This window comes from Phyllobacterium sp. SB3, assembly GCF_040009165.1.
Lineage (GTDB): Bacteria > Pseudomonadota > Alphaproteobacteria > Rhizobiales > Rhizobiaceae > Phyllobacterium.
This window is the reverse complement of the sequence record NZ_JBDYKI010000002.1, coordinates 368,983-388,875: the sequence shown is the minus strand read 5'-3', so window position 1 is coordinate 388,875 and position 19,893 is coordinate 368,983. Positions and strand designations below refer to the sequence as shown.

The following is a 19,893-nucleotide window of genomic DNA, read 5'->3' as shown; positions in this document are numbered from 1 at the left end:
TACTTTGCAGAAACAGGACATTTTAACTTTGCGCTTACATACACTTACACCTAAAGATCACATAATCTGTCTTATGGAACTAACTCGCCACAGCGCGCCGGGCTATCCTGCCGCCAGTCAGTGGCTTGGCGACGCCCGTCGTATGGGGGAAACTAAGTGGCAATTCTCTCAATGAACGCATTGCAAGATAAGCGAAGCACTCAGCTTCAACGGCATCGCCGCGCAAGCCAACATCGTCAGCTATCGTCACCCTGACACCAGCGCGCTTTGCTATTTCCTTCATCATCACCGGGTTCTTTCGGCCACCGCCACACACAACGATGTTCGTTGGCCGCCCGGGTAAAAGATCAAGCGCTTTACCTACAGCACCAGCGGTGAAAGCAGTCAAAGTCGCAGCGCCGTCCTCTAACCCAAGGCCATCTACCATAGAGGCCGGGAAATCGAAGCGATCCAGTGATTTCGGAAATGGTGCGTTCAAAAATGGATGAGCAAGCAACTTGCTCAACCGTTCTTCGTCAACCGAGCCGCTTGCAGCAATCTTGCCGTCGCGGTCCATTTCCTTTCCCGTACGCGCCCGTATCCAGTCGTTGACTGGAGCATTGGCTGGTCCGGTATCGAAGGCAACCATGTCGTCGGCACCGCACCATGTGATATTGGCCACACCTCCCAGATTGAGCATAGCGTAGTCTGCGCTAGCTCCAATCTTCTGCAACATGGCCTTGTGATAGATCGCTGACAACGGCGCGCCTTGTCCGCCCGCCTCCACGTCCGCAGAACGGAAATCAAATACTACGTCCGTCCCAACGATCCTCGACATGATTGCACCATCGCCCAACTGGCGCGTGAAACCGCGAGCGCCACCCTTGGGTGCTGCGTGAAGAACCGTCTGGCCATGAAAGCCTACAGTGGCGATATCCGAAGATGTAAAGCCATGCTTTTCAAGGAAGAGGTTGACGGCCAGCGACTGCGCTTCGGTAAGGGCAATCTCGGCTTTACGAAAGATCTCCGGTTCCGGCCCCTTGAACTGCCACTCCCGGGCTGCGTCGAGCGTCTGTGTCAGAAGTGCACGGATATCGTTCGGATATGATGCAAATTCCCAAGGGCCGAACTCGTCAATCGTCTCGCCATCACTGCGTATCATTGCGATGTCGATGAAGCCATCCAGCACGGTCCCGGTCATGAGACCGACTGCCCAGCTTGACTTGATGTCGGATGTTTTCCCTTGGTTCATGCTGTTGACTGCGCCCCTGAGAGTTTGCGGTAAATGCCAAATCGCTTTGCGACAAGCCTTGTTACCGCGCCACAGCCATGATCCGCAAGCTACGGATCAGTAACTATCCAACATGGGCCATAAACTGACCATAGACTTCCAGGCCGAGCCAGACAAGTGCAGCCAGACCAAGCGAAACAGTCAACACTACCAAGCCGGATAGCCGCGCTGGCCTTGCTTTGCGTTTTGGGCCTCAATCCTCTTGGCCATTGTATTTCCTCATTAATTACTGTCACCGCTCCAATCGACGCGGCAAAATATGTAGCCACCCCCTCCACTCGCAAGTTGGCTACACTGTTCTGAAAATCTAGGCCGCAGCAGCGTTGATATGATTTTCTGCCATGCCGGAAAGAGCCTTGTCGGTTTTCATTTCTTCATCGAGATTTTGCTGAAGCAAGGCTGCGCAATCGGGTCGTCCAAGCTGCTTTGCCCAAGCGACAAGTGTGCCATAGCGAGTGATCTCATAGTGCTCGACAGCCTGCGCGGCGGCAATCAATGCGGCGTCGAGAACACGGTCATCATCGACTTCGCCGGCCACATCATCGGCCTCTTCGAGAATGCCATCTATCGCCGGGCAATTGACCCCGCTGACATCAACGCCATGTTGCGCAAACACCTGCTCAAGACGTTCAATCTGAACATGCGTTTCCTGAAGGTGTTTTTCAAAACCATCCTTGAGAGCTTGATCCGTCGCCTTGTCGATCATCTCCGGCAAAGCCTTCACGATCTGATTTTCAGCATAATAAATATCGCGAAGCGTGTGGACGAACAGATCATCCATCGTCTTGATATCCTTGGAAAAAAATCCCATTTTCATTCTCCCTGATTATGGATGCGAACAGCCAATCGCAGCTGCTTGGCGTGCGTTTGCAGTCGCTGATATTTGGTTACAGGGAAATAACGAAGGTACCCGATAATGGTTCCTGAGAGCCGTATTACAATATCACAGGTGGATCAAAGCGTCCTTTACCAGACATTTCCAGCAAGTAGGTTTTGCCCGCATCCGGATCAGTCCTGTGATAGGCCTCGCTCATATCATGATAGGCTGTCGTCACTATCATGCTGGCAGTATCCTCACTCACAAATGCAGGACAGGAAGGCTGTTTGACGGGCATTGTAATCGAGTGAATAGGTTTACCGGATGGCGCATAGACATCGACGGCAGAACGGCCCCAGCAGGCATTCCACAGATTGCCGTGGCCATCCACCACAGAGCCGTCAACACCGCCCTTTTCCCGGTGACGATAAAATTCCGTTGGCTCACCAATCGGGAGTCCGGTTTCACTATCCGTATCGACCCGCCAAATAATATTCCTGGCGGTATCGGCGAAGTAGGCAATGCGCCCATCAGGCGAGAAGCAGATAGAATTGGTAATCGATATGTCACTGAATAGTCTACGCAATTCGCCTTTGCGATACCAATAGATGGACCCAGCGCCCTCCTCGGCTTTCTTGCCCATGGTGCCAACCCAGAAAGCTCCGGCAGGATGCACACGCGCATCGTTGGAGCGGGTCAGCGGATTATCAGCTTCAATGGGCTGATGCATCTCCAACCGCCCGTTTTGCCTGTTGCGGAGAACAAGGCCGGTTTCCGTAGCGATCAGTTGATATTGCTCATCGACAACCGCAAGCGCACTCGCCATCTGGCCGATCTGATGTATTTCGACATCACCGCCAGCCACAGGTTTTTCGAACAGCCGCCCAGTGATTATATCAAACCACCAGGCATTTTTCGTCAGCGGATCATAACCCGGACCTTCGCCCAACTGGCAGGGAATCTCATGAAAAACGCTGATTTTCGGCTGATTCATATCAATTTTCGCCGAAAACCCGGTCATATGCAGCAACTGTAAGCTTTGCCCGTTCAGCGACATCCGCTGCCGACGCGCCAATTTTGTACAGGCTGGAGCCCAGCCCGAATGTACGGACGCCGACTTTTGCGTAGGCAGCAAAGCCGTTTTCATCCACTCCACCGACAGCACCAATAACAGTGCCCTTTGGCAAAACGGCGCTTATGGCCTTGATGCCATCGGGTCCCAACACACTGGCCGGAAAGAACTTCAGGCCGGAAGCGCCACCCTTCAAAGCAGCCAACGCTTCGGTTGGCGTGAAGACGCCAGGCATTGAAACCATCCCGGCTTCCGCTGCTGCAGCCAGTACGGAAGCATCGACATTGGGGCTGATCACAAGACGGCCACCGGCATCACCAAGCCGTTTAATATCGGCCGCATCGAGCACTGTTCCAGCGCCGACGAGAATGTGCTTTGGCAGGTTTTTTGCAAGCAATTCAATGGATTGGAACGGTTCTGGCGAATTAAGCGGCACCTCAATGACCTCAATACCGGCAACGGCAAGCTCTTTCCCAATCGCCAGAACCTCGTCAGGACGGACGCCTCGCAGGATCGCAATGAGATCACGTTTAAGTTTTGGCCATGAGGCGGAAGACTGGGTCATGAAGAAGTTCCTTTGGTATTTGGCCAGATTCCTGAAGCAGCAACGAAGAGACCTTTGCGCACCGCTTCGTCAGCATCGACCAGATCGAATTCAAGTCCGGCAATGTCGAACGCCTTGCCATAAAGCGTGGCCATGGCGCCGGACGCGACCAGTGTTATCCTATTGTTTGATATAGCTTTTGCGCCAGCGATCTCTGCTCCGATGAGCAGGCCGGACAACCTCGAAGCGGCTCCCTCCGGCGTCAGATCGTTCAGGAGCATGGCAGCACGAATACTGAAAAACTGCCCCAGCAGCGAACCTCCCGCCAGCATTGATTTGAGAGCGGCAACGAACTCCTGATGATCGGGAGAAGCCAGATCCGCTGCATCCTGTACGGAGTGCCGCAGGATCGATTGCTGGCTGACAAGGGCGTAAAGCTCGCCGGTCATATAGGTGCCGAATGACTTCGCCCTGCCCTGCTCCAATTCCACCCATTTTGAGTGGGTTCCGGGCATCGCTATGATTCCATTGGATAAATTTCGGTCCAGAATGGCACCGAGCAACTGTGTTTCTTCTCCGCGCATGACGTTCGGAGCGTCACCAGACTGGCAAAGGCCGGGGATGATGCGAACGTCACGCGCCATATCCGGCAGCTTTACCGTGCCTGAAAGAATGGCGTTCAGATCGGCCGGGACCTGTACGTAATTGGCCTCGATCCATCCCTGACGCGAACCCGCCATACCGCATATGACAACAGGCAGATTGGACGGCGCGCCAAGGCTGGCAAGATGATCCTCAAGCACAGACGCAAAGCCCCTCACGCGCGAAACATCAAGTCCGTCATCGGCACGTCTTTCGCCAAGAACATTTCCCGCACCATCAACAAGCCAAAGCCTGAAACGCGTGGTTCCCCAATCACTTAAGGCATATACGGGTGCCTGGCTCACAGGTAGCCTCCATCAACGATAAGGGTCTGGGCGCTCAACATGCGGGCCGCATCGGAAGCCAGGAAAAGACAAGGGCCAACCATATCGCCGGGTTTAATTTCCTCGCGCAAAACCTGCCGTTCAATATGGTTTTTCAGCCGGTCGCCGGAGACCCACAATTCGCGCTGACGTTCGGTGATGACCCAGCCCGGCGCAATGGCATTGACGCGTATTTTCTCCGGCCCGAGTCTACCCGCTAACCCCTTGGTAAGACCGATGATTCCGGCTTTCGCGGCCGTATAGGACGGCATTTCGCCATGGTTTATCATGAAGGATGTCGAGGTGAAATTGACGATGGAACCACCACCGGACTGGCGCATACCCGGCACGACGGCCTGTGCGGCGAAGAACTGCGGACGCAGGTTTATGGACTGGTTCCTGTCCCAATATTCCGGCGTTACATCATCGATATCATGGCGGTCATCCCAAGCAGCATTGTTGACAAGAACGGTAATTAACCCATTCTTTTCAATAGCTTGAGATACGGCTCCGCGCAGTGCCGTGATATCGGAGAGATCTGCTTTGATGTAGAGCGGGCGATTTCCATACTGGCTTTCCATCTGATCGACCAGCGCATTGGACGGCTCATCAGCGATATCGATAAACGCAACACGCGAACCCTGCCGAACAAAGCCTTCTGTCAGCGAGGCGCCAATGCCTGAACCACCGCCTGTAATCAAAACAGAACGATTCTTCAGGTCGGGGAAAACAGCAGAGGGCATCATGGCGCAGATCTCGCAAAACGATAATAGTTCCATTATGCGGAACGGTGTTTGACTATATAGAATAAGCATCGTAGAGTTTTGGAAGTCAAGGGAAATGAGTATGTTCAGCGGTTTCAATCTCACACAACCAAATTGCCACCAAGGATTGCGAATTTGCTGCAAAAATCAGCGATTTTCTGCGACTTTGCACCAATTTGGCGCGAAACCGGGGTAAAAATGGTTCGAACCTCTGTCAAAACAGCGAAACCATGAGCGAGAAGCCAAAATCGCCAGACAAGATGACTTTCGCCGCCGGAGGAAAGTCGTCAGGCAAGCAGGAAACCGGCACACTTGGCAAAGCGATCAGCGTCCTCGACATCATAGCCAACTCATCCGAGCCGCTTCGTTTCACCGATGTGCTGCAACATTCTGATCAGCCGCGCGGGACACTGCACCGCCAAATTTCCAACCTCATCGAAGAGGGGTTTATTACCGTTAACAGGGATAACTCCTACGGGTTGGGATTGCGACTTTTGCAATTTGCATCGAAGGCATGGGCGGGGAATGAATTCCGAAATGTTGCCGCCCCTCACATCCAGAAGTTGCATGAGGCAACAGGTGAGACAGTGCATCTCGGCATACTCCGCGACGTCGAGGTGATCTATCTCGACAAGATCGAAAGCCGCCAGAACATCCGAATGGTTTCCCAGATCGGCAACACGGCACCTGCCTTCTGCACGGGGGTTGGTAAAGCCGCCCTCTCCGGCCTTCCTGACGATGAATTGCGCGAGCGCATCAAGCGTATTGAGTTCCGGCGCTACACCGCCAACACCCTTGCCGATGCCGATGCCCTTCTGGCGGAAATCGGCACCATCCGAAACACCGGAAATGCTTATGACAGGGAGGAGCATGAAATGGGCATTGCCTGCGTCGCTGCGCCCATTCTGTCTCCAACGGACAGATTGTTCGTCGCGAGCATTTCGGTGACCGGCCCCGCCTACCGTGTGACTCCTGAAATGCTTGTTTCATGGGCTGGAATCACCCGTGATACGGCCTCAGCGATCATGTCAGACATGAAAACGCAATTATCACCTCGCAGCTAAGTACTTGTAATTTTTAAATAAAATTTTTCGTGATCGAAACGTGATCGCTCGTCAAAATTCTGTCATTGAAATCAAAATGTTACCACAAAGTTTCCACAATTGGCCATTCTTGGCTTGACCAAAGCCGCCGATAAATTTCAATCTTCTAATACTTTCGGTTTAGGTGATCTGAGTATCGGAGGAATTTTGTATGTCTTTTTATGTTTCGGGCGCGGCTATTTCCGCCCATAAAAACCGTCTCAAAACGTTCCGCAAACATCTTGTTACAACAGTCTTCACGAGTATCCTGCTCACCGCCGCAACGGCAGGCGCAATCGCGCAGGAGCAGCCGAAATATTACAATGCCGACGGCACGCGAACCAATGATTTCGAAGCCGCAAAAAAGAGCTGGCGCGATGATGCCGAGTACAATGGCAATGATGTCCTGAAAGCATTCAATGCCGATGCAGCCTATGCAATGGGCTTTACCGGCGAAGATACCAAGCTTGGCGTCATCGACCAGCCGGTCTATGCCGCTCACTCGGAATTTGCCGGCGACGGCAAAATGACATTCGTCAAGACCGAAGGCACCCGCCTCTACACCGACCCCTATATTCCCGTGAAAGCCGGTGATCCTTTCGTTGCCGATGGCAGGCAATTTATTGATGGTTATGGCGGCATTTCCAGCCACGGCACGCATGTCGCCGGTATCGCTGCTGCCAACCGCGACGGCAAAGGCATGATGGGGGTCGCCTTCGATACCAGTATCTTCGCCGCCAGCAATTATGACGCCGGTCCGGAAGACGGTGTCGTGTTGGGCAATGACGGTGCGGTTTACGGTGCCGCATGGGACGCGATGATCAATAGCGGCGTTTCGATCATCACCGACAGTTGGGGCATCGGCCTTTCAAGTTCGTCCTGGACCTATGCGGAAGCATACGGGCAATATCAGGAAATCGAGCAAATACTCGGCAAGCCGGAAGGTGGTGCCTATAACGGTGCGATCAAAGCCGCTGAAAGCGGCATCGTCGTTGAATTCTCCGCCGGTAATGATGGCGGGCTGGAACCCGATGCGTTTGCCGGCCTTGCAGCCTTCCGCCCGGAACTGGAGAAAAACTGGCTGACAACGATGAGTGTCGTGGCAGATGCGGCAAATCCGGACGGTTATTCGAGAAGCGGCTTTTCCAGCATTTGCGGTTACTCCAAATATCACTGCGTGGCGGCCCCCGGCAGTAATATCAACAGCGGTGTGCCGGTTGGCGATATTACCGGCCTCAATCCCGGCGACGTAATTGATGACAGCAAACTCACGTCTGGCTATGAAAAACTGAGCGGTACTTCCATGGCAGGTCCGGCCGCGACAGGTGCCTTCATGGTGCTCAAGCAGCGCTTCCCCTATCTCTCCAATGGCGACGTCAACGAAATTCTCAAAACAACATCCACCGATCTCGGCGAAGCCGGTGTCGATAACGTTTTTGGCTGGGGCCTGATCAATCTCGACAAGGCGATGGATGGCCCGGGCCAGTTCCTGAGCCGTGTCGAGGCCAACCTGCCAGGTGCCTATAGCGGCGTTAATGAGGAAGTCTGGAAAAACGATATCTCTCAGGCCGCGCTTGACCAGCGTAAGGTCGAGGACCAGCAGTCAATCGATGACTGGGAGGCCAAGAAGATATCCGAAGGATGGGAAAGCGGAATTACCGAAGCCAGCAAGGAAAAAATCCGCCAGCAGGTGATAACGGATTTTCCGGATTCAGATTTCCCGGCAGCAATCGAGCTGGTAAGGGATCGCTACGCGAAACTCGACATTGTAGCGCTTCCGCAGAATCCACCTTTGACGGATGAAGAATACGAAGCAGCCAACGCCGCTTTCGAGGCCGCCGATGCGAAAATGCTGGCCGACCCGGCTGCGACTGCCCTGTGGAATGCATTCGTGGCAACAGCGCCCAACACCAGCATTCCACGTGCGCCGCAATTCGTGGATTTCAAGGATACGCCCGAAGCAAGTGCCGGAACAATTCGCGGCACGATCACCGACGACCGCATTGCCGGAGCCCTGAAGGAATTCATCGCCTATGAAGCGCTTGTTCCGACGCTGACCAAGAAACTTATCGACCCGAACAACTACATTGGCGGGTTGACGAAATCCGGTGCGGGCACGCTGCGGCTTACCGGCGACAGCACCTATCGGGGTGACACGATCATCAATGGCGGATTGCTTGCGGTGGATGGTTCTCTTGTTTCCAAGGCAGTCATCAACAAGTCCGGTACACTTGGCGGCGACGGCTCCGTTGGCGGCATCACTGCCAACAATGGCGGTACTGTTGCTCCCGGTAATTCCGTTGGCACTTTGACATCAAATGGCGATGTGACGTTCAACAACAATTCAGTCCTGCATATTGAGGTCAATGGCAGCGAAGCCGACAAACTTGTCGTCAATGGCAAGACCAACCTGCTCGGCGGCATCGTCATGGTGACACCAGAGGCCAAGGGTGAGGATAAGGCCACTGCGGCGCAAATGCGTGCGGCACTCAACAACAAGACCTACACGATCGTGACTTCAACGGGTGGCATTACCGGCGAGTTTAAGGATGTCGTGCCTACTTATATATTCTACGACACCACTCTTGCCTATGATCCAACCAAGATTGACCTTACTATCAAACGTAACGAACTCGACTTGGTTGACCTTGCCAAGACACACAATCAAAGGGCTGTTGCTAAAGCCGTGAGTGATCTCGGCGCCGGCAATAACTTGTATGACACGATTGAAACCAGCACTGTCTTTGACAGTCTCACCGGCACATATCAATCGCTTACCGGCGAAATCCATGCGACGCTTGATGGTGTTCTGATTGAGGATGGCCACTTCATCAGCCAGGCTGCAACGGAGCGCCTGCGCGTTGCCTTTGATGGCGTGGCTGTTACCCCGCAGGCGACAATCAACCCGCTCGCCTATGGGCCGGATGGCAAGGCTTCCGGCAGCGAGGCATTTGCCGCTGCTGCTCCGGCTGATCTCGCCCCTGCTCTGTGGGCGCAGGCCTATGGTGCGTGGGCTCATGGGGACAGCGACGGCAATGCCTCCGGCTACAGCCGCGATACCGGCGGCTTCGTCACCGGTCTTGACGGCGTGATCGCCGAGACATGGCGCTTCGGCCTTCTGGCAAGCTATGGCAATACTTCGCTGCACAGCGGCGGGGCGAAAGCCGATGTCGACAGCTATCAGGTCGGTGTCTATGCCGGTACGCAGTGGGATGCGCTCGGCCTGCGCCTTGGTGCCACCCTCGGTCATCATGAGATCGACACGGACCGCGATGTGGTTCTGGGCGGTGTCGAAACCGGGCAGAACGCATCCTATGATGCAAAAACCGTGCAGGTCTTCGGTGAACTCGGCTACAGGATCAACACGCAATATGCGGCGCTTGAACCCTTTGCCGCTGCCCGCTACACCCATCTGAAAACTGACAGCTTCCAGGAAGATGGCGGCGATGGCGCCTTGAGCGGCCTGTCGGGCTCCAGCGATGTCACGACGACAACGCTCGGCCTTCGTCTGTCACGTCAGTTCGTGCTCAGCGAAACCACAACACTGACGGCACGCGGCATGCTCGGCTGGAACCACGCCTTCGGCGATGTGACGCCGGAACGTGAGCTGGCCTTTGCGGGCGGCGCACCCTTCTCCATCGAAGGCCTGCCAATTGCCAAGAACGCCTTTGCAGTGGAAGCCGGCTTCGATGTCGGCATCGGCAAGAGCACAACGCTTGGGCTCGCCTATACCGGCCAGTTCTCCGGCGACACACGCGACAATGCCGTCAAAGCCGATTTGACCGTAAAGTTCTAACCCCTGAAAGACCCACGCAAAGCCCTCCCAACACGGGAGGGCTTTCGTGTTTTTGGAGCCGGATAATTCCGGCTCAATAGATATACATTACAACCTGCCTTAGCGGTTTACATATATTGCAGGTTGTGTTTCATAGATTTGTCGCCTGCCAGACCTATTCTTGAGATCTGACATTACAGGAGAGATCATGGGACCTTCCGATTTCGGTTTTTCACCGGCTGCTTCCTCCGGCCTGATGCAAGAAGCTTACAGACAGCGGGACAAATACCTGCAGGAGCGCGAAGCAAGTTCGCAATATGCAGCCTCCATCGAGAAAAGCCGAACCGGCTGGAATCTCCTGGATGCCAGCGAAGATGGTGTGTCCGTTAGTACCCCTGTCGCCAAGCTCGGTGTAAGCATCGGCAAGATAACCCTGCCTATCCGCAACCGGAAAACCGGCGAGGAACAGGCCTTCAGCGGCCACGGCCTCGGCGGCACGCTGGGCGTAGCGGCCGGTGTCGGCGTACTTTCGGTCAAGATGAAAGGCTTCAAGGTCAAGAGCGTCAGCGAAGCTGCCAAGCGCGTCCCCACGGGAGAGTCCATCGGCAATGCGCCTTGGGCACAGGTCATCGATGGTGAAATCGGCGTGCCGATCTTCAAGGGACCCTATTGGAACGAATCTGAAGGTACCGAGCAATTTGCCGGTCCGGTCGGCATAACAACCGGCACGCTGATGACGCCAAGCAGGGAGTCCATCGGCATTTTCAATTTCATCAAGAATCTCTTCGATGATCCGAAAACACTAATCCCCAAGACGCACAACATGATGGCGATCAGTTTCTACAACTGGAAGGCCGTGCCATTTCTGCTAAGCCCCAACCCCGCCCTAACCGCACCTTTGGCCATGCAGTATCTTGAAGCTGTTGCCTTCTGCACCAAGGAGGGTCATTCGGCAAATATTGCCGGTCTGCAGGGCAAGCAGGCCTTCTTCAAGGTCAACAAGGTCTGACGGGATCAATCTTGTTCCTGAATGCGCGCGAACAGCAATACCGTGCGCAACGGAGCTGCTATCGGGAAGCTAATTCAGTTTAACCGATTGACCCCAGTAAACGATCGGCGCTTCGCGATGAATTCGCGTAGCAGCGGCAGGAAAAACGCCTTGCTGAAGCGGCCGATTGGAGGGACTGGCTCCAAATAGAAGGAGCGCCCGATGATGTCAGTGTTGAACTCGTCGAGAATAATCCAAAGACGAATATCCGAATCGAGACCGGCGCGCCGCTTTTCGATGGCGGGAACCTCAGCCGCAAACCGGCTCGATTCTGGTTGCTTGGTGCTGATCGGAAAGACCATCAACAGATCGCCGTCGGGTCGGGCAAGCCGTACGCCCACCGCGACCGGCCTGTTCTTGCGGCCCTCGGTTTCACCGCGGCTGGCTTCATGCGCCCAGAGATAGGGGTAAAGCGGATGATGCTCGCCGTCTGGATCTGATCGTAGCTCATGGCCGAATTGACTCGTCCTCGTTCTCATAGACCTCAACGGCATCCTCGAATTCCGCTAGCAGGCTACCAGACATAGTTTCAAGTGTTCCGACAGATCTGGCATCTGATTGCCTCATAAGGCGCTCGTAATCCTCGATGTTGAGGATTACGAGGCGGGGTTTATTGCGCTGGGTGATTGTCACGGGATGGCGAAGCGCTTCGGCAATAATATCGCCGGACTTGCGGGAAAGATCACTGGTCGAATAAGATTCACCAACTCTAGGCATGGTCACTTCCTTCCATTGTTTGCTGTGTTTGCTGTGAAGTGCTACACTTGCGTAAACGCTGCAACTTCAAGGTCGCAGCAGCAGACAGTGCAAAGTCCCTCGCCCGTTGGCGAGGCCTTGTCCTATCCTCAGTTTGCCAACCTGGGCTTCAACGGCCAAACATTGGACGAAGCCGCCAGCAACAGACTGATGGCCAGAAAAGTAGTCCTGAAATTCATGCTTACGCGCCCCGCGCATCGATTTGCCGGACAGTGCTATGAAGCACGGCTCAGCAAAGCAGCCCCGGCCTCAGTTCTTGAGGACGAAATCAGCAGGCCGCGAGTGTTCAAGCACGAGATCGGCATTGGGCATATCGTTCGACAACGCCCTCACCTGCGCCGAGCCGACATTATAGCCAAAGCCGAGCCAGCGTTGCACCAGCCGGTTTTCCAGTTCGAGACGGTCCACATCAAGAAACACCGTCAAATCAAAGAGGGGCTCCAGCCGATCCCACGGCGATTGGTCGAGCAACAGATAGTTGCCTTCCACCAGAAGTATCCGCTGATCGGCCTTGACGATATCCGCCCCTGCCCGTGCCAGATCAAGCTTGCGGTCAAAGAGCGGGATGACGATGTCTTCACTGCCCTCGCGCAAACGTTTCAGCATGACTTCGAAACCTGCGCAGTCAAAGGTGGGCGGAGAGCCTTTGCGCTTGCGCATATCCCTTGCATCGAGAATGGCATTGTCGAGATGGAAGCCATCCATTGGCACGACGACCGCCGCAGACGGATCGCGCTCGTTTATCGCAGTGCAAAGAGAAGCGGCAACGGTGGATTTACCGGCACCCGGAGGGCCGGCAAGCGCCACGACAAGCCGTTTTGTGTTGGCAGCGCGCGCTAGGATTGCCGCGACCAGCTCATCGATGGTCACGACGTCCTGCTCTCTGTCCAAAGTGGTCAGGCCAGCCATTTGTCGTAATCGGATACGAGCAGATGCAGCGGCTCTTCATCTTCCTCGATATTGGAGAAACGGCCAATCGGCTCGCGGAAGATATTGTCGGTCAAGTCGTCATTGACTGTCGATACTTCGCCAATCAGCACATCGCCGCGTTCGCCCCAGAATGCATGCCAGTTGCCCGGCAAAAGTGTGACGCTTTCACCCGGCTGCAGCTTCAGCAAACCACCGGCCTTCTGGCGCACGATGCGGCCATCGGTGGCAACTTCAACGTCTGTGGTTTCGTCAACGCTGCCATCTTCCTTCGAATTGAACAGCTCCAGTACCAGCGTGCCGCCGCCACGATTGATGATGTCTTCAGCCTTGACGATATGGCGATGCATGGGCGACAGCTGCTTCTCGCGGCTGATCATGATCTTTTCGGCATAAAGCATGCCGCCGCCCTTTTTCAGGTCTTCCTGATTGCCGTTCCGGGTGGTGAAGAGAAACAGCCCGAGTTCATCGAACTTGCCCTGACCATAATCCGTAATATCCCAGCCGAGACGCGCATCGAGAATAGCCTTGGCATCGCTTGATGTGCGGGCCTTCAACTCTTCCGGCGACCAGTAGGCGAACGGCGGCATGACATAGCCGAACGAGCGGATGAACTTGTCGCTCTCGCGGATGATCGCATTGATTTCGGAACGCTTCATTCTCAAAAATTTCCTTGTAACTGCAATGGTTTAATTGGTCGTGGCCAGATTATCTCCCCCCTTGTGGGGAGAGATAATCGGCATGATAGTTTTTCGTCCAGTTCTGCTCGCTCAGTTTGCCTGCGCCGGAGGCGTTTTCGCTCCGGTCATAAAGGCGACAGCATCCGACATCGTATATTCCTTCGGGTCGATCACGGTAAGGCGTTTTCCCAGCCGGTGGATGTGGATACGGTCTGCCACTTCGAAAACATGTGGCATATTATGCGAGATCAGCACAATCGGCAGGCCCCGTTTTTTTACGTCCTGAATGAGTTCGAGAACGCGGCGCGATTCCTTGACGCCGAGCGCTGCCGTCGGCTCGTCCATGATGATGACCTTGGAACCGAATGCCGCCGCTCGTGCCACGGCAACACCTTGACGCTGACCGCCCGAAAGCGTTTCAACTGTCTGGCTGATATTCTGAATGGTCATGAGGCCCAGCTCGGTAAGCTTGTCGCGCGCCATCTTTTCCATTGCCTTGCGATCGAGCATGCGGAACAGACTACCGGCAATACCGGGTTTACGGAGTTCGCGGCCGAGAAACATATTATCGGCAATCGAAAGCGCCGGAGACAAGGCAAGGTTCTGATAGACCGTCTCGATACCCGCATCGCGCGCTTCCATCGGCGAGCGGAAATTGATGACCTTGCCATCCAGTTTGATCTCGCCTTCATCGGGATGGACAGCACCGGAAATCGCCTTGATCAGCGAGGATTTTCCTGCGCCGTTATCGCCGATAACCGCCAGCACTTCGCCGGGGTAAAGGTCGAAGTCCGCATGGTCCAGTGCCGTAACACGGCCATAGCGCTTGACGAGACCGCGGGCGGTCAAAAGCGGGGCTGCGGTTTGTGTCGTGCTCATCAGCTTGCCGCCTTTCTGATCCACTGGTCTACTGCAACAGCGGCAATGATCAGGACGCCGATCATCATATAAGTCCACTGCACATCCGTGCCGTACATACGCATACCGAAGGAGAAGACACCGACGATCAGCGCTCCAAACAACATGCCGAGAATGGAGCCGCGCCCGCCGAACAGCGACATGCCGCCGATGACCACAGCCGTGATGGACTCAATGTTTGCAAACTGGCCGATCTGCGGGGAAACGGAACCATTACGGCCGATCTGCGCCCAGCCTGCCAGACCGCATATGAGACCCGCCAGTACATAGACGGAGATCAATACGCGCTTGGTGCGGACACCGGAAAGCTGCGCCGCTTCGGGATCATCACCAATTGCATAAAGATGACGGCCCCATGCGGTATAATTGAGCACGTACCATAGAAGCGCGATGAGCAGGATCATGGCGAAAACGCCATAGGTGAACAGCGCCCCTCCCCCAAGATTGACCTTCTGGCCGAAGAATTGCAGCAGGGGAGCATTCTGCTCGATCTCCTGCGCGCGGATCGTTTCATTGTTGGAATAGATATAGGTGGTGGCGAGGAATATCTGCCATGTCCCAAGCGTCACGATGAAAGGCGGCAGCTTCACATAGGAAACCAGCACGCCATTGATGAAGCCACAGAAAGCGCCGAGCGCCAGACCGCATGCAATGGCAACTTCTGCCGGCAAACCATAGCGGAAGGTGAACTGGCCCATGACCACCGAGGTCAGCACCATGATGGCACCGACGGAAAGATCGATACCCGCGGTGAGGATGACGAGGGTTTGCGCCGCGCCAACGATACCGACAATCGCCACCTGCTGCAGGATCAGCGTCAGGGCGAAAGGCGTAAAAAACTTCGAGCCGACGAGGACGGCGAAGATCAGCAGCGACAGGAACAGAACAATGAGAGGAACTGCGGCGGGGCTTGAATGCAGGAAATGGCGTATCTTTTCCAGCGTGCTCTTGTTGTCGCCGTCGAAGCTGGCAACGGTCGACGCGCTTTGCGTCAGGACGCTCTCGAACTCCTGGCTTTTATGCGGCGTTCGCTCTGTGTCTGTCATAATGTGACCTCCCTAGAATAGGGTAACAAATTCTGTTTGAAACGAAAGACTGGGCGCGACGTTAACCCTCCCCCTTGCGGGGAGGGAAGCTGCGAAGCAGCCGGGAGGGTCTCTACAAAGTTAGAAGAACCCCTCCCCGTCGCGACGCTCCGCCCCTCCCCGCAAGGGGGAGGGTAAGACCGCTCAAATCAGCCCCAGCACTTGGCCAGACCGTCCTTGACGCTGATGGATTCAACGCCGCCGACCGGCTTGTCAGTGACGAGCGAAACGCCCGTATCGAAGAAGGTCTTGCCTTCGGTCGGCTGGGGCTTTTCGCCAGTGTCAGCGAACTTCTTGATCGCCTCGATGCCGAGTGCAGCCATTGCCAGCGGGTACTGCTGCGATGTTGCGCCGATAACACCGGCTTCGACGTTCTTGACGCCCGGGCAGCCACCATCAATGGAGACGAGCAATACGTCCTTTTCCTTGCCGACAGCCTTCAGCGCCTCATAGGCACCGGCAGCGGCAGGCTCGTTGATCGTGTGCACGACATTGATGCCCGGATCTTTCTGCAGAAGGTTTTCCATTGCCTTGCGGCCGCCTTCTTCGTTGCCGTTGGTAATGTCATGGCCAACGATACGCGGGTCTGTCTCATCGCCAATCTTGTTGATGTCGGCAACATCAATGCCGAAACCCTTCATAAAGCCCTGATCGCGCAATACGTCGACCGATGGCTGCGACGGGGTGAGGTTGAGGAAAGCGATCTTTGCATCCTTGGCCTTGTCGCCAAGCGTACCGGCGGCCCACTTGCCAACCAGTTCACCAGCCAGAAGATTATCCGTTGCGAAAGTCGCGTCGGCAGCATCGACCGGATCAAGCGGCGTATCGAGAGCGATAACCAGAAGACCGGCATCGCGGGCCTGCTTGACCGAAGACACGATACCAGCCGTATCGGAAGCGGTGATCAGGATACCCTTGGCGCCATCGGCAATGCAGGTTTCGATGGCTGCAACCTGGCTTTCGCTGTCTCCATCGATCTTGCCCGCATAGGACTTCAATTCAACGCCGAGTTCCTTTGCCTTGGCCTGGGCGCCTTCCTTCATCTTGACGAAAAACGGATTTGTATCCGTCTTGGTGATCAGGCAGGCGCTGACATCGGCGGCCTGGGCGGGCGCGGCAAAGGCAGCCAGAGCGACCGCAGCAGCCCCGAAAACAGTGGATTTCAAATACAGATTTTTAGCCATGCAACTTTCCTCCTATAGCGCGGCAAGCACATACGCGTCCGCGTTGAGCCGATGTTCAACCGGTCTCTTGGTTAATTCTCCAAACACCTCGGACAGTTATCCTCCCGGCCAAGTGCTCGCATAAGCAAATACCACTCGCCTCAACCTGTCAACATTAATAAATCACAGTGATTTAATATTGACAGGAGGCAATGCCCCCTTCATTGTCGGGCTGAAATCGGGAGGAATTCGGTGAGCATTCGGGTATCGGAGCGAAGCGCTGCGGCGCGGCCATCGCATCATCACGGTACGAACCAGAGCGGCATGCGCGATCACAATGAGCGTGTGGTGCTCTCGCTGCTGCGGCAGCATGGCAGTCTTGCCAAGACCGCCATTGCACGCTTGAGCGGGCTTTCGGCCCAGACCAGTTCCATCATCATGCGCATGCTTGAAGCCGATGAACTGTTGATCCGCGAAGAGCCTTTGCGCGGACGTATCGGCCAGCCGATGATCCCCATGGCGTTGAATCCCGAAGGCGCGTTCTTTTTCGGTTTCAAGATCGGGCGGCGCAGCGCCGACCTTGTGCTGATTGATTTCGTCGGCCGCATCCGCTCGATGCGGCATGTCCCTTATGATTATCTCGCACCGGAACCAATCTTTCGCATCGCGGCGGATGGCATGAAGGAAATGCTTGCCGAACTGACGCCGAAGCAGCGCGAAAAAGTAGCCGGTATCGGCATTGCCGCGCCGTTCGAGCTGTGGAAATGGGCCGATACGATCGGCGCGCCGCAGGAAGTGCTCGATCAATGGCGGGACTGCGATATCCGTGCCCGTGTGCAGGAGCTTTGTCAGTTCCCGGCCTATCTGCAAAACGATATGAGTGCCGCCTGTGGCGCGGAACTGGTCTTTGGCCAAACCAAGGACCTGAACGATTTCGTCTATTTCTACATTGGTTCGTTTATCGGCGGCGGCATTGTCATCAATGGTAGTCTCTATCCCGGACGCACGGGCAATGCGGGCGCGCTCGGTTCCATGCCGGTATCCGGCACGGATGGCAAAGCACGGCAGTTAATCGACATGGCATCCATTACCGGGCTTGAGCGCGTGGTAACGGCGCTTGGCCGCGACCCGTCCCCGCTCTGGGCATCGCCTTTCGACTGGGGTCCAATGGGGCCGGAACTCGACGAGTGGATCAACACGGCTGGAAAGGCGATAGCGCAGGCAGTTGTCGCATCGGCCTCTGTCGTGGATTTCGAGGCCGCGATCATAGATGGCTGGATGCCGGAAGACGTCCGCGCCCGTGTGGTCGAAGCTGTGCAGAAGCACATAAGCACGTTCAAACTGGAAGGGCTGGCTCTACCCTCAATCCTTGCCGGCACTGTCGGCATTCACGCCCGCTCGCTCGGCGCCGCCAGCCTGCCTCTGGCCGACCGCTTCCTTCTGGGCCAAAAACTCTTCAGGAAAGTCGACTGATCTATGTGCTCGTCAACCAACATCCTTGTAAAAATTGCGGAGCAGCTAAGTGTAGTTTTCTTAGGTAATTACTCATGCTGATAGGAATCCCCCCCATATTGGGGCCGGAGCTGCTGGCCACACTGCGCGCCATGGGGCATGGCGACGAGATTGCGCTCGTCGATGGCAATTATCCCGCGCAGGAAGATGCAAGACGGCTGATCCGTGCCGACGGCGTGCAGCTCATCCCGCTGCTCGACGCTATTCTGCAAGTGCTGCCGGTGGATGATTTCGTACCGCAGGCCTTGTTTCGCGCTTCGGTGATGGGTGATCCTGCCCGCGCCGACCCCGTCCATGATGAAATGCAGGCTGTCTGCGCCAAACGGGCACCGGGATTCGAACTGGTTGCGATGAACGGCGAGGCGCTTTATGCGCGCATCAAAAAGGCTCACGCGATCGTTGCGACGGGTGAACCTCGACTTTATTCCAATATCATCATCCGCAAGGGTGTGATCTATCCTGATAAGTCCTAAGTCCAGAGAGATATTCAATGATTTTATGTTGTGGTGAAGCCCTGATCGACATGCTGCCGCGCCAGACCGGCGCCGGAGAAGCTGCCTTTGCACCCTATGTCGGCGGCGCTGTTTTCAATACGGCAATCGCGCTTGGGCGCCTTGGTGTGCCGACTGAATTCTTTTCGGGAATTTCCTCTGATTTCTTCGGCCAGATGTTGCGGGATAGTCTGGCGCAAAACCACGTCGGCACACGCTATGCGCATATTTCGCCGCAGTCGACGACATTGGCTTTCGTGCGCCTTGTCGATGGACAGGCCAGCTATATCTTCTACGACGAAAACAGCGCGGGACGCTCCCTGACAACGGATCATCTGCCGGTACTGGACGATAACGTCACAACATTGCAGTTCGGCGCGATCAGCCTGATCCCCGAACCATGCGGTGCAACATACGAAGCGCTGATGGCCCGGGAGCATGAAAAGCGCGTGATCGTGCTTGATCCGAATATCCGTCCTGGCTTTATTCCGGACAAGGAAAAGCACCTTTCCCGCATGCGCCGCATGATCGCCATGACCGATATCGTCAAGATTTCCGACGAGGATATGCGTTGGTTCGGCGAAGCAGGCACGATGGACGAAATCGCAAAACGCTGGATTGTACCCGCTGGCGAACAGGGGCCGAAGCTGATCCTCGTGACGCATGGCGCGGATGGTGTGACCGGCTATACGCAGGATCAGGCCGTGCATGTCGATGCGCAGCGTGTCGAGGTTGTGGATACTGTCGGCGCTGGCGATACATTCACGGCAGGCGTACTGGCTTCATTGCAGGAAGCAGAGCTTTTGTCCAAGTCCGCCCTGCCCTCAATGACCGAAGCGCAGATCAGCGCTGCGCTGACGCTTGGTGCCAAGGCAGCCGCAGTTACGGTTTCACGCGCCGGGGCAAACCCGCCATGGCGGAGTGAACTGGTTTAAGTCCGGGCGTGATTGTCTCGCGGTGATACTGCAAGCGCACCAAATCCGACGATACAATCATCCTCGCATTTGTGGAGTTGCATTCCATA

18 protein-coding genes and 1 pseudogene are annotated in these 19,893 nt (G+C 55.5%); 6 read left to right on the top strand and 13 right to left on the bottom strand.

The annotated features are described in order from the left end of the window. Nucleotides 1-79 precede the first annotated feature (79 nt). From ABKW30_RS08340 to ABKW30_RS08315, 6 genes are all read right to left on the bottom strand, one after another. Nucleotides 80-1,207: an anhydro-N-acetylmuramic acid kinase gene (locus tag ABKW30_RS08340; RefSeq protein ID WP_348598985.1), complete on the bottom strand. Its 1,128-nt coding sequence runs from the start codon at nt 1,205-1,207 to the stop codon at nt 80-82. A gap of 370 nt (nt 1,208-1,577) precedes the next feature. After that, on the bottom strand, nt 1,578-2,081 hold the full coding sequence (locus ABKW30_RS08335; RefSeq protein ID WP_348598246.1) for a ferritin-like domain-containing protein: 504 nt from the start codon (nt 2,079-2,081) through the stop codon (nt 1,578-1,580). A gap of 124 nt (nt 2,082-2,205) precedes the next feature. Continuing rightward, nucleotides 2,206-3,081 (bottom strand): SMP-30/gluconolactonase/LRE family protein, encoded by an 876-nt coding sequence (locus ABKW30_RS08330; protein ID WP_348598244.1) that lies wholly within the window; start codon nt 3,079-3,081, stop codon nt 2,206-2,208. A 1-nt stretch (nt 3,082) separates the two neighbouring features. Continuing rightward, nucleotides 3,083-3,724 (bottom strand): 2-dehydro-3-deoxy-6-phosphogalactonate aldolase, encoded by a 642-nt coding sequence (locus ABKW30_RS08325; RefSeq protein ID WP_348598242.1) that lies wholly within the window; start codon nt 3,722-3,724, stop codon nt 3,083-3,085. Beyond that, entirely contained in the window at nt 3,721-4,650 is a 930-nt protein-coding gene (locus ABKW30_RS08320) for a 2-dehydro-3-deoxygalactonokinase (RefSeq protein ID WP_348598239.1), read from the bottom strand. The genes ABKW30_RS08325 and ABKW30_RS08320 overlap by 4 nt, the downstream gene beginning before the upstream one ends. Continuing rightward, nucleotides 4,647-5,414 carry an SDR family oxidoreductase gene (locus tag ABKW30_RS08315; RefSeq protein WP_348598237.1) on the bottom strand — a complete coding sequence of 256 codons (768 nt, stop codon included), beginning with the start codon at nt 5,412-5,414 and terminating at the stop codon, nt 4,647-4,649. The genes ABKW30_RS08320 and ABKW30_RS08315 overlap by 4 nt, the downstream gene beginning before the upstream one ends. Nucleotides 5,415-5,662: 248 nt before the next feature. Here ABKW30_RS08315 and ABKW30_RS08310 point away from each other — a divergent pair, with 248 nt between their 5' ends. The 3 genes from ABKW30_RS08310 to ABKW30_RS08300 all read left to right on the top strand — a co-directional run bounded on the left by ABKW30_RS08310 (nt 5,663) and on the right by ABKW30_RS08300 (nt 11,298). Then, nucleotides 5,663-6,496 carry an IclR family transcriptional regulator gene (locus ABKW30_RS08310; RefSeq protein ID WP_348598234.1) on the top strand — a complete coding sequence of 278 codons (834 nt, stop codon included), beginning with the start codon at nt 5,663-5,665 and terminating at the stop codon, nt 6,494-6,496. 190 nt (nt 6,497-6,686) lie between these two features. Beyond that, nucleotides 6,687-10,310, top strand: a complete 3,624-nt coding sequence (locus ABKW30_RS08305; RefSeq protein ID WP_348598232.1) for an autotransporter domain-containing protein — start codon at nt 6,687-6,689, stop codon at nt 10,308-10,310. Between the two features lie 187 nt (nt 10,311-10,497). Beyond that, the gene (locus tag ABKW30_RS08300) at nt 10,498-11,298 is read left to right on the top strand and encodes a hypothetical protein (protein WP_348598230.1); all 801 of its coding nucleotides are present in this window, start codon (nt 10,498-10,500) and stop codon (nt 11,296-11,298) included. A gap of 74 nt (nt 11,299-11,372) precedes the next feature. On the opposite strand, the pseudogene ABKW30_RS08295 reads toward ABKW30_RS08300, so the two are convergent. The 7 genes and pseudogenes from ABKW30_RS08295 to ABKW30_RS08265 form a co-directional block, all read right to left on the bottom strand. After that, nucleotides 11,373-11,788, bottom strand: a pseudogene (locus tag ABKW30_RS08295) (hypothetical protein). Continuing rightward, complete coding sequence (locus tag ABKW30_RS08290) at nt 11,785-12,054, bottom strand: type II toxin-antitoxin system prevent-host-death family antitoxin (protein WP_348598228.1); 270 nt, start codon at nt 12,052-12,054, stop codon at nt 11,785-11,787. Before ABKW30_RS08290 ends, ABKW30_RS08295 begins: the two are co-directional and overlap by 4 nt. Nucleotides 12,055-12,342: 288 nt before the next feature. Further along, a complete protein-coding gene (locus tag ABKW30_RS08285) occupies nt 12,343-13,002 on the bottom strand; it encodes a nucleoside/nucleotide kinase family protein (protein ID WP_348598227.1) in 660 nt (219 codons plus the stop codon). After that, nucleotides 12,990-13,679 (bottom strand): D-lyxose/D-mannose family sugar isomerase, encoded by a 690-nt coding sequence (locus ABKW30_RS08280; RefSeq protein ID WP_348598225.1) that lies wholly within the window; start codon nt 13,677-13,679, stop codon nt 12,990-12,992. The genes ABKW30_RS08285 and ABKW30_RS08280 overlap by 13 nt, the downstream gene beginning before the upstream one ends. 111 nt (nt 13,680-13,790) lie before the next feature. Further along, nucleotides 13,791-14,579 carry an ATP-binding cassette domain-containing protein gene (locus tag ABKW30_RS08275; RefSeq protein ID WP_348598223.1) on the bottom strand — a complete coding sequence of 263 codons (789 nt, stop codon included), beginning with the start codon at nt 14,577-14,579 and terminating at the stop codon, nt 13,791-13,793. Further along, complete coding sequence (locus ABKW30_RS08270; protein ID WP_348598222.1) at nt 14,579-15,664, bottom strand: ABC transporter permease; 1,086 nt, start codon at nt 15,662-15,664, stop codon at nt 14,579-14,581. The genes ABKW30_RS08275 and ABKW30_RS08270 overlap by 1 nt, the downstream gene beginning before the upstream one ends. 188 nt (nt 15,665-15,852) lie before the next feature. Then, nucleotides 15,853-16,869, bottom strand: a complete 1,017-nt coding sequence (locus tag ABKW30_RS08265) for a sugar ABC transporter substrate-binding protein (protein WP_348598984.1) — start codon at nt 16,867-16,869, stop codon at nt 15,853-15,855. A 321-nt stretch (nt 16,870-17,190) separates the two neighbouring features. Between ABKW30_RS08265 and ABKW30_RS08260 the strand changes: the two genes are divergently transcribed. The 3 genes from ABKW30_RS08260 to ABKW30_RS08250 all read left to right on the top strand — a co-directional run bounded on the left by ABKW30_RS08260 (nt 17,191) and on the right by ABKW30_RS08250 (nt 19,804). Beyond that, entirely contained in the window at nt 17,191-18,339 is a 1,149-nt protein-coding gene (locus ABKW30_RS08260) for an ROK family protein (protein WP_348598983.1), read from the top strand. 74 nt (nt 18,340-18,413) lie between these two features. Further along, nucleotides 18,414-18,851: an RbsD/FucU domain-containing protein gene (locus tag ABKW30_RS08255; protein ID WP_348598220.1), complete on the top strand. Its 438-nt coding sequence runs from the start codon at nt 18,414-18,416 to the stop codon at nt 18,849-18,851. Nucleotides 18,852-18,868: 17 nt separating this feature from the next. After that, nucleotides 18,869-19,804: a carbohydrate kinase gene (locus ABKW30_RS08250; RefSeq protein ID WP_348598219.1), complete on the top strand. Its 936-nt coding sequence runs from the start codon at nt 18,869-18,871 to the stop codon at nt 19,802-19,804. Nucleotides 19,805-19,893: the final 89 nt, after the last annotated feature.

Bases quoted from the DNA above. Each gene is read 5' to 3' on its own strand.
- ABKW30_RS08260 (WP_348598983.1), top strand. From the start codon at position 17,191: ATGCGCGATCACAATGAGCGTGTGGTGCTCTCGCTGCTGCGGCAGCAT.
- ABKW30_RS08250 (WP_348598219.1), top strand. From the start codon at position 18,869: ATGATTTTATGTTGTGGTGAAGCCCTGATCGACATGCTGCCGCGCCAG.
- ABKW30_RS08335 (WP_348598246.1), bottom strand. From the start codon at position 2,081: ATGGGATTTTTTTCCAAGGATATCAAGACGATGGATGATCTGTTCGTC.
- ABKW30_RS08310 (WP_348598234.1), top strand. From the start codon at position 5,663: ATGAGCGAGAAGCCAAAATCGCCAGACAAGATGACTTTCGCCGCCGGA.
- ABKW30_RS08270 (WP_348598222.1), bottom strand. From the start codon at position 15,664: ATGACAGACACAGAGCGAACGCCGCATAAAAGCCAGGAGTTCGAGAGC.
- ABKW30_RS08325 (WP_348598242.1), bottom strand. From the start codon at position 3,724: ATGACCCAGTCTTCCGCCTCATGGCCAAAACTTAAACGTGATCTCATT.
- ABKW30_RS08300 (WP_348598230.1), top strand. From the start codon at position 10,498: ATGGGACCTTCCGATTTCGGTTTTTCACCGGCTGCTTCCTCCGGCCTG.
- ABKW30_RS08285 (WP_348598227.1), bottom strand. From the start codon at position 13,002: ATGGCTGGCCTGACCACTTTGGACAGAGAGCAGGACGTCGTGACCATC.
- ABKW30_RS08305 (WP_348598232.1), top strand. From the start codon at position 6,687: ATGTCTTTTTATGTTTCGGGCGCGGCTATTTCCGCCCATAAAAACCGT.
- ABKW30_RS08315 (WP_348598237.1), bottom strand. From the start codon at position 5,414: ATGATGCCCTCTGCTGTTTTCCCCGACCTGAAGAATCGTTCTGTTTTG.
- ABKW30_RS08280 (WP_348598225.1), bottom strand. From the start codon at position 13,679: ATGAAGCGTTCCGAAATCAATGCGATCATCCGCGAGAGCGACAAGTTC.
- ABKW30_RS08275 (WP_348598223.1), bottom strand. From the start codon at position 14,579: ATGAGCACGACACAAACCGCAGCCCCGCTTTTGACCGCCCGCGGTCTC.
- ABKW30_RS08255 (WP_348598220.1), top strand. From the start codon at position 18,414: ATGCTGATAGGAATCCCCCCCATATTGGGGCCGGAGCTGCTGGCCACA.
- ABKW30_RS08330 (WP_348598244.1), bottom strand. From the start codon at position 3,081: ATGAATCAGCCGAAAATCAGCGTTTTTCATGAGATTCCCTGCCAGTTG.
- ABKW30_RS08290 (WP_348598228.1), bottom strand. From the start codon at position 12,054: ATGCCTAGAGTTGGTGAATCTTATTCGACCAGTGATCTTTCCCGCAAG.